Source organism: Ruegeria sp. HKCCD4315, from assembly GCF_013112245.1.
GTDB lineage: Bacteria > Pseudomonadota > Alphaproteobacteria > Rhodobacterales > Rhodobacteraceae > Ruegeria.
On the sequence record NZ_WVRN01000001.1, the window covers coordinates 2,874,075 to 2,891,274 of the forward strand.

The window sequence follows — 17,200 nt, forward strand, 5'->3', positions numbered from 1 at the left end:
CCGCTCCACCTTCACCCGTGAGTCCTAAACCAACAAGAACTGGCAAAGAGATGTCTGACCGGACCGTAGATCGCGTTGCGGAGGCAACGCCCGAGCGAGTTGCGCGAAAAATCCGAGGTTTATCCGACCGCGCGATCGCCTGGATATTCATCTCCCCAACGATTTTCCTATTGCTGGCGATCAACATCTTTCCGTTGATCTGGACCATCCAACTGAGCTTTACCAACTACAAGGCCAACCGGATCGGGCGCGAAGTCAAAGATGTGGGGCTCAGGAATTACGAGCGTATTCTGACAGACTCGGACACCTGGCTAAATATGCAGGCGACGGCGCACTTCCTGTTCTGGACGATCTTTTTCCAGGTCTTGATCGGGTTTACTCTGGCCTGGTTGATCAACAAGAAATTTAAGGGCAACGATCTTTGGACCACGATTATCGTGCTGCCGATGATGCTGTCTCCTGCAGTCGTCGGGAACTTCTGGAAGTTCTTGTATCAACCTCAAATCGGGCTGTTTAACTACATCGTGTCATGGTTCACAGGCAAAGACCCGTCGAGCTTTGAGATGCTCGGGTCGGTAACACTGGCGCCCTGGGCCATAGTGATTGTCGACACCTGGATGTGGACCCCCTTCGTGATGTTAATCTGTTTGGCCGGGCTGCGCAGCATTCCCGATTACATCTACGAGGCGGCTGAGATCGACAGGGCCAGCAAGCTGCGGCAGTTCTTCACGATCACTATCCCGATGGTGCTGCCATTCCTGATGCTCGCAGTGCTGTTTCGAGGGATCGAGAACTTCAAGATGTTCGATCTGGTGGTTCAGCTGACCGGCGGAGGGCCCGGCTCTGTAACGGAACTCACCTCAATCAATCTCAAGCGGGAGGCGTTTGAGAAGTGGCGCACCGGCTATGCCTCGGCCTATGCGATCATCCTTTTCGTCACCGTGTTCGGCCTTGCGTCGATCTACGTCAAAGCCCTGAACAAGGTGAAACAGAGATGAGCAGTTTTTCCGTCACCGAACCTTCGAACCGGTCCAAGTGGATCGCAGGCTTTTTGGTCATAACTTATGCGCTGATCACGATGATCCCGCTGGTGTGGATCTTGCTGACCGGTTTCAAATCGCCCGCCGACGCGATTAGCTATCCGCCCAAAGTAGTTTTTGACCCAACGCTTGAAGGCTACGTCAATCTCTTCACCACGCGCACACGGCAAACGCAGGAGTTTTTGGAAGCTAATCCCCCGCAGAACTGGGCCGATGAGATCGTGCGCCAATATGACATGGTGATTGTAGGACCATCGAAGTTCGGTGAGCGCTTTATGAATTCGGTTATCATCGGATTTGGCTCGACTTTCTTGAGTATCTTCCTAGGCACGCTGGCCGCTTATGCGTTCAGCAGGTTCAAAGTTCCACTCAAGGACGATCTTTTGTTCTTCATTCTTAGTACGAGGATGATGCCCCCGGTTGCCGTCGCCATCCCAATCTTCCTGATGTTCAGAAACCTTGGGCTGAGCGACACGCATCTTGGGATGATCCTGTTGTACACGGGCGTGAACATTTCGCTGGCGGTCTGGCTGCTGAAAGGATTCATCGACGAAATCCCACGCGAATACGAAGAAGCCGCCCTCATAGATGGCTACACGAGGTTTCAGGCGTTTTACAAAGTGGTGCTGCCGCAAGCCGCCACAGGCATAGCCTCAACTGCAATCTTCTGCTTGATCTTCGCCTGGAATGAATACGCGTTTGCCGTACTGCTAACATCCGCAAACGCGCAGACTGCACCGCCCTTCATCCCGACCATCATCGGTATTGGCGGCTTGGACTGGCCTGCTGTAGCGGCTGGCGCGACGATCTTCCTGATCCCTGTCATGATTTTCACCATCCTGATGCGCAAACATTTGCTGCGCGGGATCACATTCGGAGCCGTACGCAAATGAGCGAATTTCTTACCGGATTACTACGGCTCCGCCGCGGCCCATGGGAGATGGTCGCAACCATCCTTATTGCACTGGGTGTCTTCATGCTGATGCAACCCTTTGTCCTTTGGGCCTTCACCTACTCTTTCATCGTCACGCTGATCGGAACCGTCATGTTCATCATCGTCAGCCATTTCCCGGAGTAGAAATGGCCCAGATCGTAGTCAAAAACGTAAAGAAGATGTTCGGCGATTTCACGGCTGTCCGCGAAAGCTCGTTCACGATTGAAGACGGTGAGTTTTTCATGTTGCTAGGGCCATCTGGCTGCGGAAAGACGACGACGCTGCGGATGATCGCGGGGTTGGAGCTTCCAACGTCGGGCGAAATCTATCTGGACGGTGAAGAGATTAGCCAGCGACCGCCATCAGAGCGTGACATTGCCTTCGTGTTCCAGATGTTCGCGCTGTATCCGCATATGAACGTACGCAAGAATATAAGCTACCCCCTGATATCGCAGGGCATGCCGCGTGGCGCCGTCAAAGCCAAAGTAGAGGAAGTCGCGGGAATTCTGGGGATCAAGGACATCCTCGACAGCCCCGTAGGAGGGTTGTCAGGCGGCGACAGGCAGCGCGTGGCGCTGGGTCGCGCGATCGTTCGCGAACCCAAAGCGTTTATGATGGACGAACCGCTGGGCGCCTTGGATGCCGAGTTTCGGGAGCATATGGCCGAAGAATTGCGCGCGCTTCATGACCGTATGGGCGCAACCACTGTTTACGTCACACACGATCAGTTAGAAGCCATGCAAATGGGCGATAAGATCGTAGTGATGAACAACGCTGTGATCGAGCAATTCGGCACACCTCAGGAAATCTACGACAAACCAGCCACAATGTTCGTTGCAGATTTTATCGGGTCTCCTTCGATGAACTTCCTGCCTTTTCAGGGAAAGGTCGCGCCCGATTCGGAAATGGTGCGACTGAATGGTCACGACGAAGCCGTACCCAAACTGATGGAAGGGGCGGAAGGTGACTTGGTTTTTGGCGTTCGCCCCGAACATGTTTTTCTATCGGATACGAGCGCATACCGGGCCAAGGTCCTGGCCGCAGAATACTTGGGAACCACCCAGATCGTGACGCTGCAAAGCCCGAACGGAGAGCTGAAAGCCCGGATTGATGCCCGCGACGTCGTAAATCCCGGCGAGACGGTGGGATTGGAGTTCCGCTCTCACGCGGTAACCCTATTTGAAAAATCAACCGGGCGCGCGTTGAGGTCCGCCCTGAACGACGAGGTGCTAAGCAATGGCTGAAGTCGTTTTGGAGAATATCTCGAAATCATTCGGCAATCTTAAAGCGGTGGATGATATCTCAATGACGATCCCCAACGGCGCCTTTGTGGTGTTGTTGGGTCCGACAGGTGCGGGAAAAACGACGACGCTGAGATTGATATCCGGGCTTGAGAAACTGGACTCTGGAACAGTACGCATTGCCGGGCGTGACGTCGGTATAGATACACCTGCCCAGCGCGATGTGGCGATGGTCTTCCAGCAATACTCGCTGTACCCGCATATGACGGTGCGCGAGAACCTGTCTTTCCCTTTGCGGTCGCCGATCCTGAAGACACCAGAGGATGAGATCACGAGGAAGGTTAACGAAGTCGCTGAGATCCTGCAAATTCCGCACAAGCTGGACAACAAAGCGACTGAACTGTCTGGTGGCGAAATGCAGCGCGTTTCAATTGGACGGGCGCTTGTGCGTGACCCCCAGATATTCCTGATGGACGAACCGCTCAGCTCTCTGGACGCCAAGCTCCGGGCGGATTTGCGGGTCGAGCTTAAAAGGATTCAGGCCGATCTGGGGTCGACCTTACTGTACGTGACGCATGATCAGGTCGAAGCCATGACAATGGCGACACATATCGGCGTTTTGGAAAACGGCAAGCTGGTTCAGTATGGCACCCCTCGCGACATCTATGAAAATCCCGGCAGTGTTTACGTGGCCAGCAGGTTGGGTCTGCCACGGATCAACATCCTACCGTCCGATTTGTTTGGGGGCGATCACAAAGGTCCGCAGATTGGCCTGCGCCCAGAAAACATCATCGAAGGCGAAGGCAGCGAGGCGCGCGTGATACGCGCCGAGCATCTGGGAGACCAAACACGGCTGCATCTGGATCTGAATGGTCACTCGGTGGTGACCCTGATCGATGTCCATAAGGACTACCCATCTGGAAAGATTATAAAAATCCGCCCCAACAACCCGTTGTATTTTGACGCGTCCGGCGCGCGCGTGAATTAAGGAGCAAAAGCATGGCCCAGTTCCTCAACACAAAAGAAACCCTGGTGACAGAAGCGATAGACGGTCTCCTCGCGTCATCAGGAGGGCGACTGACCCGATTGGACGGCTACCCGCATATCAAGGTTGTCTACCGGTCAGATTGGGACAAATCGAAAGTCGCCCTGGTTTCTGGCGGTGGGTCTGGTCACGAGCCCGCCCACGCGGGTTTCGTTGGTGCCGGTATGTTGACAGCCGCGGTCTGCGGCGAAGTTTTCGCCTCCCCGTCGGTCGAGGCGGTTCTGGCAGGTATTCTTGCGGTCACAGGTGAGGCAGGGTGCCTGCTTATCGTCAAGAATTACACTGGAGATCGATTGAATTTTGGACTGGCAGCGGAACGCGCCCGCGCATTGGGCCGCAAGGTTGAAATGGTCGTTGTCGATGATGACATCGCCCTGCCCGACCTTCCGCAACCACGTGGCGTGGCGGGTACGTTGTTCGTTCACAAAATAGCCGGAGCGCTTGCTGAAAGCGGTGCTGACCTAGATACCGTTGCCACCGCAGCAAGAAACACCATAGCAAAGGTTGTCAGCATCGGAATGAGCTTGGACACCTGTACCGTTCCGGGTTCTCCAAAAGAAGACCGGATTGCCCCTGGCAAAGCAGAGCTTGGATTGGGCATCCATGGCGAACCTGGTGTACAGCAAGTCGAGTTCTCAAATGCCGTATCGGCTATGTCCACAGTAGTTGAGAAGCTGAAGCAACGGGTTGGGTCCGGGGATTGTGTAGCCTTGGTCAACAACCTGGGCTCTACAACTCCACTGGAAATGGCCGTCCTCACGCATGCCTTGTTCGAGACTGGTATTGCCCATCATATCATTGGCCCGGCACCAATGATGACATCGCTGGATATGCACGGGTTTTCGGTATCCATTCTGCCCGTGGATCAGGACGATTTGTCAGCCCTTGAAACGTCTGTTGATCTGGCCGCTTGGCCCGGGGTGAATTCCATCGACCCGATCAAAGTTGCACCATTGCCTGATGGCCTGACCCCGATCGATCCAATCCCTTCGCACAATCCCACCACAAGGGAAACGATCACCCGGCTGTCTGAGCTGCTTATTAACGCAGAGAAGAGCCTGAACGAGCTGGACGCAAAATCCGGGGATGGCGATACAGGAAGCACATTGGCGACTGCCGCAAGAGCATTGCAAGGAAGTCTTGACCGCATGCCGCTTGCCGATTTGACACAACTGTTTCCGGCGTTGGGTAATGAGTTAAGCCAAACCATGGGTGGTTCTTCCGGCGTGATACTTGCAATTTTCTTCAACGCAGCCGGAGATGCCTGTGCGAGCGGGGCTTCGGTATCGAAGTCTCTGGTTGAAGGACTGAATCGCGTCAGCCAGGTTGGGGGCGCCAAGGTCGGTGACAGGACAATGATTGACGCCCTAGCACCGGCACTTACTGCACTGCCATCTGGTCTGAAACATGCGGCCCAGGCTGCCCGCGAAGGTGCGAACAACACCGCGAATATTCGTCGTGCGAAGGCAGGCCGTGCAGCTTATGTTCCCGAAGAAAACCTTGTTGGACATAACGATCCCGGCGCTGAGGCTGTTGCTTTGTTGTTTGAAGGCTTAGCGCGGGAGATTGAGGGCTGAAGAACACGTGGAAGACCAAAAACAAAGATTAGAATTGGTGAAAAAGCCAACCGTTAATGACATCGCGCGCGTTGCGGGTGTTAGCCTAGCGACTGTTGACCGGGTCTTGAACAGACGTCCCGGCGTGCGGGCCGTAACCGTACAGAAGGTGCAAAAGGCAATTGATGAGCTGGGGTATGTGCGTGACACCGCTGCGGCAAACCTTGCACGAAACCGAGTTTACAACTTCCTCTTTGTTCTGCCGGACACGGACAACGAGTTTGTGGAGGCAATCAGCAGTCAGATCGCAGAACAATCCCGCGACCAATTTATCGAGCGGACTCGTATTGCGATAAGGAAAGTCGCTCCGTTTGAGCCGCAAGATATTGTCAATATTTTGAATGCTGTCGACAGTTCAGAAGTTGATGGGGTTGCTGTTTTTGGGCCCGAAACGCCTTCTGTTCGCGATGCGGTAAAACGGCTCAGGGACAAAGGCGTTCCTGTGGTTGCGTTGGTGTCTGACTTGCCCAGCTCTGAGCGAGACCATTTTGTAGGAATTGACAACGTTTCGGCAGGACGAACCGCCGCTCAATTGATGGGGAGGTTTGTCCATCGCGAAGGCAAGGTCTTGGTTCTTACAGGATCCCGTTTGGCGCGTGACCACCTCGAACGTCGCCAGGGCTTTGACCTAGTTGTAGCTGAGGAATTTCCACACCTCCAAGTCGTCGCATCTGTCGAGGGCCGCGATGACCCGGATCTGATTTACAAGATGATGCCCGAAATCTTTGAAACCTATCCGGATCTGGTCGGAATATACTCGTCAGCAGCGGGCAACGCAGGCCTGATTCAATTTCTTTCAGAGAACAAACTCAGCAAGGATCTGGTGATCATAGCTCATGAGCTTACGCCGCTCAGTCGTGAGGCGCTTAGGCTTGGCACATTTGATGCTTTAATCTCGCAAGACACTGGGCACATTGTTCGTTCTGCCGTCCGTCTTTTGCGGGCAACTTCGGATAAAGTGCCATTCAACAAAGCCCAGGAACGTATCCGTATCGATATCTATCTGAAGGAAAATATACCGCCATAGAGGCTTAGGTTTTGGGGAGGAAGTTTTATGAAAACGATCAAAGGTCCAGCTTTGTTTCTTGCGCAATTTGCGGGGGACGAAGCGCCGTTCAATTCGTGGGACACGATCACCAAATGGGCGGCTGATTGCGGATACAAGGGTGTTCAAGTCCCCAGTTGGGATGGCCGGTTATTCGACCTCGAGCAGGCCGCGACCAGTACTGATTATTGCGATGATTTCAAAGGCAAAGCCAGAGAAAATGGTGTCGAAGTCACTGAACTGTCCACGCACCTTCAGGGCCAGCTTGTGGCCGTTCACCCTGCCTATGACAGTGCGTTTGATGGCTTCGCGGCCGAAAGCGTCAGAGGAAACCCAAAGGCCCGTCAAGAATGGGCAGTGGACCAGGTCAAAAAGGCGCTGTCCGCTTCGAAAAATTTGGGCATTTCGGCACATGCGACATTCTCAGGCGCGCTGGCATGGCCCTATGTCTATCCTTGGCCGCAGCGCCCTGCGGGCTTGATTGAAACGGCATTTGATGAACTTGCGCGCCGTTGGGTGCCCATCCTGAATCACGCCGATGAATGCGGTGTCGATGTCTGCTACGAAATCCACCCCGGAGAAGACCTCCACGATGGTGTGACATACGAGATGTTTCTGGAACGGACGGGCAATCACCCACGGGCCTGCATGCTATACGACCCGTCGCACTACGTGCTGCAATGCCTCGACTATTTGGACAATATTGACATCTACAAAGATCGGATCCGGATGTTCCATGTCAAAGATGCCGAGTTCAACCCGACCGGGAGGCAGGGTGTTTACTCGGGATATCAAAGCTGGGTTGATCGGGCTGGGCGGTTCCGGTCGCTTGGTGATGGCCAAGTAGATTTCGGTGCCGTCTTCTCGAAAATGGCTGCGAATGACTTTGATGGGTGGGCTGTGGTCGAATGGGAATGCTGTCTCAAACACCCCGAGGATGGAGCGCGTGAAGGCGCTCAGTTTGTGTCAGATCACATCATCCGTGTGACCGAGAAAGCCTTTGATGATTTCGCCGACGGTGGTGCAGACGAAGCCGCCAATCGTAAAATGCTGGGGATTGAGTGATGGTCACAGGACGCAGTGAAGAAACCTCGGGTCGCATTCGCCTTGGCATGGTTGGCGGTGGAAACGACGCCTTCATAGGCGGTGTTCATCGCATAGCCGCGCGACTGGACGACAAGTTCGAACTGGTTGCCGGTGCCTTGTCCTCGACGCCAGAGAAATCTCTTGAAAGTGGTCAGGCATTGGGGCTCGAACGGGTCTATGAAGACTATAAACAAATGGCGATAAGGGAAGCCCGGCTGAAATCTGGGATCGAGGCGGTCTCAATCGTCACGCCAAATCACGTCCACTATGCCGCCGCGCGTGAGTTCCTGAAACGCGGTATACATGTCATTTGTGACAAGCCACTCACCTCGACCCTTGCCGATGCAAAGAAGCTGGTCAAAGCAGCGGAAAACGCGAACGCCCTATTCATTTTGACCCACAATTACACGGGCTATCCGATGGTTCGGCAGGCGCGTGAAATGGTTGCCAACGGCGATATTGGCAAGATCCGCGTGGTTCAGGTTGAATACCCGCAGGATTGGCTGACCGAGCAGCAGGATTTCAAACAGGCGGAATGGCGAACCGACCCCGAACGCTCGGGCGCGGGTGGATCAACCGGTGACATCGGAACCCACGCATACAACCTTGCGTGCTTTGTAACCGGGCTGACGGCGGAAAGCCTGGCAGCAGACTTGCAGGCCTTTGTGCCGGGGCGCAAAGTCGATGACAACGCCCACGTCTTGCTTCGCTTCGAGGGCGGAGCCCGGGGTATGTTGTGGTCTTCTCAGGTGGCTCCCGGCAATGAAAACGCACTTCGTTTGCGGATCTACGGTGAAAAAGGTGGGCTAGAGTGGTCTCAGGAAGATCCCAATTACCTTTGGTTCACGCCCTACAACGAGCCCAAGCGTCTGATCACGCGAAATGGCGCCGGGGCTGGTGATGCTGCCAATCGGTTAAGTAGAGTTCCGCCAGGACATCCTGAGGGGTACCTGGAGGGGTTCGCGAATATCTATGGGGAGGCTGCTGAAGCCATCCAAGCTTTCCGAAATGGGAGTTCACCTGCCGCGTCCGTTGTTTATCCAACGATTCATGACGGGCTCAATGGGGTTAAGTTTGTCGCCGCATGCGTGCAAAGCTCTTCAAGGAATGCGGCTTGGGTCAGCTTAACTTAAAATCTGGCTTTGGGCATAGGGCAAACACCTCAGAAGGCCGCGTGGGTATCTGCCAAAAAAAGTCGAGGCGCAAGCAGCCAACAGATGAACACTCCGGAACAACGACCCACGAACGTCACTGAAGTGGTTTTATGTGAAGCGATCTCTGGTTGAGTGATGACCCTTCAGTGGAACGAATACAAAAGGCAGCCTCGCGGGACAAAGCGGGCATCTGAGCTTTGCTCTACAATGACTGCAAGCAGCTCAAATCGGACAACTCCAATCCGAAGTTAGGGCGAGGAAGCGGTCGTTCGCTACAACAGCAGAGTTTCCACTTTGAGAGTCACAGAAAGTTCCGTCGCAAACTCTTTCCCCACCTGTCAGGTCGTACGTACTTTTGGTAGCGCGTGCGAATGCCACGACGCATTTTGCAAACATCGCTTTGAAAATAAGTTCACCTACCCTAGAATCGCCAAACATAACTATGCGCCGCAGGGTCAATAGATTTACAATTCTATGCTAAATCACTTGAGAAAAATACACTTCTATATTGTAGCAACCAGCATTGCACTACTCACTTTAACTGCGTTGCTTCCTCAAAGCAGACTGGACATAGCCAAAGAACAACTCCTGGCCCTAAATAGAATCCTCAAAGAAGTAGATGTTTCATCCCTTATAAACGACCTCGTATTGACACATCTCGAAGGAGGCCCTTCCGAACACCTCAACGAAAACGCGGGAATACGAACCTTCTTTATTCAAGAATCGCTCCCCGAAGAGGTCGATCCAACCGAATTTGAAAAAAACCTACCACGCTTGGTCCGGTGGTTGCAGTGATGGAGGACAAGCTCGGCAGGGCGCGGTCGGACATCTTTCGAGGTCCGGAACCCGTGCCGAACGCCGCGCAAAAATGATGGATTTGAAGATATGAAAAAGGAGCGACTACAGGCGAAACTCGCTGACATCGCTGAATTGGATTCTGCCGTGGACCGCGACGCGGCACTCCACAAACTGTGGCTCAAGTTAAAAAAAGAAAGGCGTTCGGAAGGGTACGCTGGAAAAGTCTCTCAAACACATGATAACGGCGCGAGACGGAACCAGCGTAGGCGAGCAGCTGGCCGAACTGTTCGCTGACGGCGAATACTTCGTTCTCCGCCAGGGCGGGAAAGTCCGTGTGGGGTATTGGGCCGAGGAAGCGTTCAACGCGGACGGCGATACCCGGAAAGTGTTGAACCTGATGACCCGCGCCGATTTCGCGTTGCTGATGGAAAACGAGTTCATAAGGGTCGGCAACGAAAACGAACCTGCGAGCCGCCTGTGGCTCGAAAGCTTGGACCGGCCTACGTACCTGTCGGTCGCCCTCGACCCTACCGGCACGGTATCCGAGGACGTACTGAACCTCTGACAGGGGTTCGGCGTCGTACCGAAGCATGGTGACTGCCAGATCATCCTCGACCACATTTTTGACGTGCTGTGCGCAGGCGACGTGGAATTATATGAGTACGTTATGGACTGGTTCGCGCTCAAAGTCCCAAACCCGACCCGTGTGATGGGTACGATGCTGGTGTTCCGGTCTGGGCAGGGAACCGGGAAAGGCATCATTCTCGAAGACCTGATGATGCGGATTTTCGGGCAGCACGGGCTGCTGGTCGATGACGCGGAGCAACTGACCGGCAAGTTCAACAAGCACCTCGCAAACGCCTGCTATGTGTTCGCTGATGAGGCGTTGTTCGCGGGCGATAAACGGGCGGCGCAGAAGCTTAAACGCCGCGTGACGGGAGGAACCATCGCAATTGAGCCGAAAGGCATAGACAGCTTTTCTGTGGCCTCATCGATGGGCATCGTGGCCGCAACCAACCGGGACCATGCAATCCAAATCGACGTGGACGACCGCCGCGTGATGGTCTGCGAGGTCGCAGACCATCGGAAAGACGACACTGAATACTTCAAGCCTCTGCACGACCACATTCGCGGCGACGGTGCGGCGCACTTTCTGCAAAAAATGCTCGACCGCGACGTGTCCGGCTTCAACCCAATGGCTGACCGCGTGATCACGGAAGCGACCTTGGAACAGCGCGCTAGGTCACTCACGGGGCCGCAGCGGTGGTGGGCCAGCATCGTCGAAGATGGCGAACTACCCAACGATTTTGGGCGGGCATCGTTCTCGAAAGCAAACGGCGAAGATAACCCAATCGGAACGGGCTGGGAGGGGCACTCATTCACGGTTTCTAGGCGGAGAGTTCGCGAGGTTTATGAAGAATGGGCGCGCTGTCACGGCAACGAGCGATACAACGTTCCATACGGAAAGGCCCTCTGGAACCAACTTCGTACCTGTGGTGCATTCGATTTGGAGGTTTCTGAATCCAACAGTGACCGACAGGTGATTATCGGTGATTTGCCGAGCCAAGAAAGAGCGTTAACCGATTTTCTCAGGGGCGCTGTGCGCGATTAGAAAGCAACAAAGGCAGAAAATTCAGAAAATATTCAACTCTCTTACGGGGAAATGGACCTACTAAAACACACACGCATGTCCCCTTATGAGAAACCTCAAGTTTTCTTTGTTCTGCTGCCTTTCTGTAGCGCGCGCGCCCGTGGATGCGCCGCGCGCCGATTGGGGCGGTGTCAAGAACCGTCATGAGCGATGCAAGCAAACCGCGCAGGCCCTCGAAACCCCAAACCAATAGCGATCGGGGTGCACAAAGAGATCGACCTGGTACCAGAATGCAGCGAGGTTTTTATTCGATCGAGAGGCAGGCCACGGTTCTGGGTTTTATCAGGCCAGAGAAAATCCCGAAAATGCCCCCCCACCCCGACAAATACACCGGGTCCAGTGGAGCTGGGCCTACCCACAGCCTGTCACCCCTCCGAAAAATTTTTTTTAAATTTCCTGAGAAACGCCACAGCTGCCAACCGAAGCCCACCACCGAAATTTTTTTGATTTTCCGAATACAAAACCTCAGACAGCGGCAAGCTAATCGCTCATCCATGTCCGTTTTGAGCTTTATGCATACGTTTGCTGAAAAGTCCTGAACGACTACTATGCGGACAAACCTGCCGTTCCGATAACACGTGCAGATCTCCGGTTCAGGCGCATTGCCAATTCAAATGGTAACGAAGCTGGCTGAAATCTTGGTTGCGGCTCAGCTAGTTTTTTGTCGATGTTTGCGAGAGGATAGAACTTCTCTACCGGATCGACGAAAAATTACAAAGGTGCCGGCCGGTAAGCCAAGTAGTTTTCTTGAATAGCGATTTGATCGACGATGAACTTTGCATCGTGCCAAACACCCCAAATGAACGAGGACCCGCGGCGCGATTGCCAGGGCAATCCCACAAAATATAGCCCGGGAACCGGCGAGACACCGCGTTGATGGATCGGGCGGCCCCGTTCATCCAACGTGTCGGCTTCGAGCCACCCATAGTCGAACTGAAAACCGGTGGCCCAAATAATTGTTCCAATGCCGTGATCCGCGAGGTTGAGTTCACGGATTGGGTTGATGACACAATCCGGATCGTTTGGAATAGTCCACGCCTCCGGCTCTTCCGGCAAATCCATCCCTGTTCGTGCCACGTAGGCGTCTGCCGCCTTCAGCAAGGACAGCATGTTCTCGTCACCCGCGTCGAGGTTGGTTTTGAGATCGTCAGCAATCTGCAAAATACCGTTCTCATACCCTGAAGACATGCCCAAAAGCGTGATCCCACGGTCTGCAAGGTGCCTGAAATCTACCGTTTTTCCGCCTTGCGCACCGCTGACGGCGATTGTTACGTGTTCGGTGCCGGGTGCCGGAGTGTCGAGGTTCCAAATGCCCAGCACACCCAGCCACCAAACATTGTCGCGGCCACGGTACCTGCGCGGCGGCCGGTCGTGCGGGCCGATGGAGAAGAAGACCTTGCGCCCGGCCTCGTGCAGCTCTGCTGCAATCTGCGAGCCAGACGATCCGCCGCCGATTACTAGAACCGCGCCGTCCGGCAAGGCGCCGGGGTTTCGGTAGGCGGTCGAGTGCATTTGCGTGACGTCCGTGGTCTGCGGAATGATTTGCGGGATGGCGGGTTTCTGGAATGGGCCCGTGGCGCTGACGAGGTGGCGTGCTTCGAGTGTACCCCTCGACGTCTCGATCAGAAATCCCGGCCGATCAGCATGGGGGCGGGCTTTTTCCACCGTGACACCGGTGCGCACGGGCGCGTCGATCAGCTGAGCATAATCTTCAAAGTAACGGGCGACGCTTTCCTTGTCAGGAAAGCTGTCGCTTTCGCAGCTGAAAGCCATGCCGGGGAAACGGTCGTGCCAGGCAGGACCGTTCGCAACCAGCGAGTCCCATCTTTCGGATCGCCAGCGCTCGGCGATACGGCCGCGCTCCAAGACGACATGCTCAATGCCTTGAGCGCGCAGGTGTTCGCTGGTTGCTATGCCCGCCTGGCCAGCGCCAATAACAACAGCGTCGAACTTTTCCATGCTACAGACCCTTCGCACATTGAACACTCTTAGGGCGCTGACCTTGTCCCGCCATGCGCCCTGGACAGACATTGATTTTCTCTTGCCTTATGTCGATTAGTTTTTGTCTAATCATCGATAAGCTGGACTTGTTCTTTGTTTGCCGCCACAGCCGTTAAATTATGCGCGGAGCGTTGGCCAACGGCTCAGATCAGGAGTGTGTTCATGCCGAAAGACCATGTGGATCCAATAGATGCCCTGAGGAAAAATACCTCGGTCCCGTTTGAGCGCGCGCGCGCTATGCCAACAGAGGTTTATACCGAGGAGAGCTTTGTCGATGCAGAGCTCGAATATATCTTTCACAAGGATTGGTATTGCGTAGGGCGCGCCGACGCGTTGGCGGCACCGGGGGATTACGTCGCGTGCGAATTGGCGGATCAGCCGATCGTCGTGCTTCGGGATCGCGACGGTGAATTGCGCGCCATGAGCAATGTCTGCCTACACCGCATGTCCACGCTTTTGCACGGGCGTGGCAATGCCAAGACGATCGTGTGCCCCTATCATGCCTGGACGTACAACCTTGACGGCAAGTTGCGTGGCGCGCCTGCGATGGCCCAGAACGAGGGGTTTTGCAAAGACCACTACGCGCTGCCGCAGGTGCGCTGCGAAGAGTGGCTGGGTTGGGTGTTTGTCTGCCTTGATCCCGAGGCCGCCCCAGTGGCGGAGCAACTGTCCGAAGTGGCCCGCATGATTGAAGGCTATGACATGGCCAACTACTCGGAAGCGTTTTACGAAGAGCATGTCTGGGACACGAACTGGAAGGTGCTAGCCGAAAACTTCATGGAGAGCTACCATCTGCCGGTGTGCCATGCCGGGACGATTGGCGGCCTGTCGCGGTTAGAGGATATGATCTGTCCGCCGGGCCATGCAGCGTTCAATTATCATACGATCCTAAAAGATGAATCGTTGCGCATTGCGATGGCGCATCCGGAGAATGACCGGCTCCACGGCGATGAGCGGCGCACGACCTACCTTCTGGCGCTCTATCCCAGCTTGATGATCACGCTGACACCGGGCTATTTCTGGTATCTGTCTCTGCACCCCAAAGGCCCTGGTCAGGTACATATTCGTTTTGGCGGCGGCATGTCGAACGATTTTGCTGATGACCCGAACGCACAAGAGAACTTCACAGCGCTTAAAGCGCTGCTGGATGATGTAAATGTCGAGGATCGGGGATGCACAGAGAAGGTCTATAACGGGCTGTGCTCGGATGCCGCCACGCCCGGACACCTCAGCCATCTGGAGCGTCCCAATTACGATTTCGCTCAATATCTGATGGCAAAGATTGATGCAGGGAGCGCGGCGCAACATGGCTCATGAGCGAATCCGGTGTTTCAATGCCGCCGATACCTATCCCGAACAGTCGCTCGACAACGATCTCTGTCAGGCGGTTGTCACACGCGGCGGGCGCACCGTCTGGATGCGGGGGCAATGCCCGCAGAATCTGGACGACGCCAAGAACATCGACAGCCATGACCCAAGGGAGCAGACCCACAAGGTGATGCAAAACATCCAGCAGTTGATCGAAGAGGCCGGTGGCGAGATGGCGCATCTGGTCAAGGTTGTCGTCTACATCACCGATGTGCGGAACCGCGAGGCGGTCTATCGCACGATGGGCGAATACATTAAAGGCGTGCATCCGGTGTCCACGGGGCTTGTCGTGCAGGGGCTTGCGCGCCCCGAATGGTTGGTGGAGATTGATGCTACCGCTGTGATCCCGGATTAGGCGCAATGACTTTTTCACTCGTGGCCCGTTGCGCCAAAACCGGGATGTTTGGCATGGCAATTTCCTCCTCCTCGCCCGCCGTGGCGGCGCGCTGTGCCTATGCGCGCGCGGGCGTTGGGGCCGTTGCCAGCCAGAACGTGACCGACCCGCGTCTTGGGCCGGTGACGCTGGATCTGATGGAACAGGGCGCGTCGGCAGCCGATGCGGTACATACAGTCACAAGCGAAGCTGCGCATATCGAGTACCGACAGCTCTTGGCAATTGATGCAGCCGGGAGCACGGCCATTCATTCTGGAAAAAACGTTCTGGGCAACTGGAACGAGGCCCAGGGGATCAATGTCGCCTCTGGCGGTAACCTGCTGGCCCATGACGGTGTACCGGCTGCAATCGTTGCTGCTTTTGAGGCTTCGATCGGACATCTGGGCGACCGCCTGATTGCTGCGATGCGCGCAGGCCTCGACGCAGGCGGTGAGGCTGGTCCGGTGCACTCTGCTGGCATGCTGCTGGTTGATCAGGTCGCGTGGCCCGTGGCCGATCTGCGCTGCGACTGGACGGAGCAGTGCCCGATCGATGCGATGGCCACCTCCTGGGATATGTACAAGCCGCAACTGGACGATTACGTGCGGCGCGCGCTGGACCCCGGCGCGGCGCCTTCCTACGGGGTTCCGGGCGACGCATGAACAGCAGCACACAGGAGGATGGTATGACCTATCTGCGAGATAAACTTCAAACACTGGCTGCTTTGCCTCCGGACCGGCCTATGGGAATGCCCGGAGGCTTTTACACGTCGCAGGACCAGTTCGAGCATGAGGCGCGCACTGTTTTGCGCAGCGGCTGGCATTGTCTGGGCCGGGTTGATGAAGTCCCGGAGCCAGGTGACTTCTTTACCGCGCAGATTTTAAATGAACCGTTGCTCGTGGTGCGCGGCGATGACAGCGCCGTTCGGGTGCTGGCCAATGTCTGCCGCCACCGCGGTATGCCGCTGGCGGAGGGGCGTGGCAACACGAAGCGGTTTGTCTGCTCGTATCACGCATGGGCGTATGGGCGTGATGGCGGCCTGCTGCGCGCGCCGCGAATGGAAAATGCCGGATTCGATGCCAAGTCCTGCAAGCTGCCGGAACACACGGTGCAGCTTTGGAACGGCTTCATCTACGTGAACCTTGACGCAAGCGCGGAACCTTTTGAGCACGCCGAACTCGACGACATGCTGGCGCCTTACGAGACGGCGGACTTCCGCCTCGTTCATGTGGCCGAGGAAGACTGGCAAACCAACTGGAAATGCCTCGTTGAGAACTTCATGGAGGGCTATCACCTGAGCGTGGTCCATCCGCAAACGCTTCATGGCTATACGCCGTCAGGGCTGTCCCGCAAGCTGATAAGCGGGGATGGCTATACGTCTTATGCCGCAAATTACCCCGACAACATTACACCGCGCGGGGACGGGGCCCCGGGGCTGAGTGAGGCGGAACGCAAAAGGTCTTCCCTTTTTGCCAAGTTCCCGACCCAAGTCGCCAGCCAGGCCGCAAGTCTGCTGGTGTCGTTGTCGATCTTCCCGATCCACGCCAACCTGATCCGCGTCAAATGGACCATGTCCGTTTATCGCGACAATCTGGATCATGATACGATCCAGCAGCGCATCGCGCTTTGGGAAGAGGTCAATCGGGAGGACCGGGAAAAGCTTGAGCGCATGCAGGTCTCGCTGCATTCTGCCCATGCAATCGAAGGTCCGCTGGCCGGGGATGACTATGAAGGCACTATCCGGGACTTTCAGATATGGCTTGCCCGGCAAGATGCTGCCCTTAGCGCGGCTTGACGGGGTGCGCTGTCTCGACACCCGCTCATCCAGCGACCCTTCCGGAGCGCTGA

16 protein-coding genes are annotated in these 17,200 nt (G+C 55.5%); 15 read left to right on the top strand and 1 reads right to left on the bottom strand.

Going from position 1 to position 17,200, the window contains the following annotated elements; translation table 11 throughout:
* Nucleotides 1–50 precede the first annotated feature (50 nt).
* The 11 genes from GS646_RS14235 to GS646_RS14285 all read left to right on the top strand — a co-directional run bounded on the left by GS646_RS14235 (nt 51) and on the right by GS646_RS14285 (nt 11,571).
* Nucleotides 51–998, top strand: a complete 948-nt coding sequence (locus GS646_RS14235) for a carbohydrate ABC transporter permease (protein ID WP_093965437.1) — start codon at nt 51–53, stop codon at nt 996–998.
* The gene (locus GS646_RS14240) at nt 995–1,933 is read left to right on the top strand and encodes a carbohydrate ABC transporter permease (protein WP_010442361.1); all 939 of its coding nucleotides are present in this window, start codon (nt 995–997) and stop codon (nt 1,931–1,933) included. Before GS646_RS14235 ends, GS646_RS14240 begins: the two co-directional genes overlap by 4 nt.
* A complete protein-coding gene (locus GS646_RS14245; protein WP_155150119.1) occupies nt 1,930–2,118 on the top strand; it encodes a hypothetical protein in 189 nt (62 codons plus the stop codon). Before GS646_RS14240 ends, GS646_RS14245 begins: the two co-directional genes overlap by 4 nt.
* A 2-nt stretch (nt 2,119–2,120) precedes the next feature.
* Entirely contained in the window at nt 2,121–3,218 is a 1,098-nt protein-coding gene (locus GS646_RS14250; protein ID WP_171186545.1) for an ABC transporter ATP-binding protein, read from the top strand.
* Complete coding sequence (locus tag GS646_RS14255) at nt 3,211–4,203, top strand: ABC transporter ATP-binding protein (RefSeq protein WP_171186546.1); 993 nt, start codon at nt 3,211–3,213, stop codon at nt 4,201–4,203. Before GS646_RS14250 ends, GS646_RS14255 begins: the two co-directional genes overlap by 8 nt.
* A gap of 11 nt (nt 4,204–4,214) precedes the next feature.
* On the top strand, nt 4,215–5,837 hold the full coding sequence (locus GS646_RS14260) for a dihydroxyacetone kinase subunit DhaK (protein WP_171186548.1): 1,623 nt from the start codon (nt 4,215–4,217) through the stop codon (nt 5,835–5,837).
* Nucleotides 5,838–5,844: 7 nt separating this feature from the next.
* Nucleotides 5,845–6,903: a LacI family DNA-binding transcriptional regulator gene (locus tag GS646_RS14265; RefSeq protein ID WP_171186549.1), complete on the top strand. Its 1,059-nt coding sequence runs from the start codon at nt 5,845–5,847 to the stop codon at nt 6,901–6,903.
* A gap of 27 nt (nt 6,904–6,930) precedes the next feature.
* Entirely contained in the window at nt 6,931–7,986 is a 1,056-nt protein-coding gene (locus GS646_RS14270) for a sugar phosphate isomerase/epimerase (protein WP_171186551.1), read from the top strand.
* Nucleotides 7,986–9,140: a Gfo/Idh/MocA family protein gene (locus GS646_RS14275; protein ID WP_171186553.1), complete on the top strand. Its 1,155-nt coding sequence runs from the start codon at nt 7,986–7,988 to the stop codon at nt 9,138–9,140. Before GS646_RS14270 ends, GS646_RS14275 begins: the two co-directional genes overlap by 1 nt.
* 1,054 nt (nt 9,141–10,194) lie before the next feature.
* Nucleotides 10,195–10,524: a hypothetical protein gene (locus GS646_RS14280; RefSeq protein WP_171186555.1), complete on the top strand. Its 330-nt coding sequence runs from the start codon at nt 10,195–10,197 to the stop codon at nt 10,522–10,524.
* Nucleotides 10,525–10,626: 102 nt separating this feature from the next.
* Nucleotides 10,627–11,571, top strand: coding sequence for a primase-helicase family protein (locus tag GS646_RS14285; protein ID WP_171647747.1), 945 nt, complete (start codon nt 10,627–10,629; stop codon nt 11,569–11,571).
* 750 nt (nt 11,572–12,321) lie between these two features.
* Here GS646_RS14285 and GS646_RS14290 read toward each other — a convergent pair.
* Nucleotides 12,322–13,569 (bottom strand): NAD(P)/FAD-dependent oxidoreductase, encoded by a 1,248-nt coding sequence (locus GS646_RS14290; protein WP_171186560.1) that lies wholly within the window; start codon nt 13,567–13,569, stop codon nt 12,322–12,324.
* A 204-nt stretch (nt 13,570–13,773) separates the two neighbouring features.
* On the opposite strand from GS646_RS14290, the gene GS646_RS14295 reads away from it, so the two are divergent.
* The 4 genes from GS646_RS14295 to GS646_RS14310 are packed head-to-tail and all read left to right on the top strand — an operon-like array spanning nt 13,774 to nt 17,147.
* On the top strand, nt 13,774–14,928 hold the full coding sequence (locus tag GS646_RS14295; RefSeq protein ID WP_171186563.1) for a Rieske 2Fe-2S domain-containing protein: 1,155 nt from the start codon (nt 13,774–13,776) through the stop codon (nt 14,926–14,928).
* A complete protein-coding gene (locus tag GS646_RS14300; RefSeq protein WP_171647745.1) occupies nt 14,918–15,334 on the top strand; it encodes a RidA family protein in 417 nt (138 codons plus the stop codon). Before GS646_RS14295 ends, GS646_RS14300 begins: the two co-directional genes overlap by 11 nt.
* Before the next feature lie 5 nt (nt 15,335–15,339).
* On the top strand, nt 15,340–16,014 hold the full coding sequence (locus GS646_RS14305) for a DUF1028 domain-containing protein (RefSeq protein WP_171186567.1): 675 nt from the start codon (nt 15,340–15,342) through the stop codon (nt 16,012–16,014).
* Nucleotides 16,015–16,037: 23 nt separating this feature from the next.
* Nucleotides 16,038–17,147, top strand: coding sequence for an aromatic ring-hydroxylating dioxygenase subunit alpha (locus tag GS646_RS14310; RefSeq protein ID WP_171186569.1), 1,110 nt, complete (start codon nt 16,038–16,040; stop codon nt 17,145–17,147).
* The last annotated feature ends 53 nt before the right edge of the window (nt 17,148–17,200 follow it).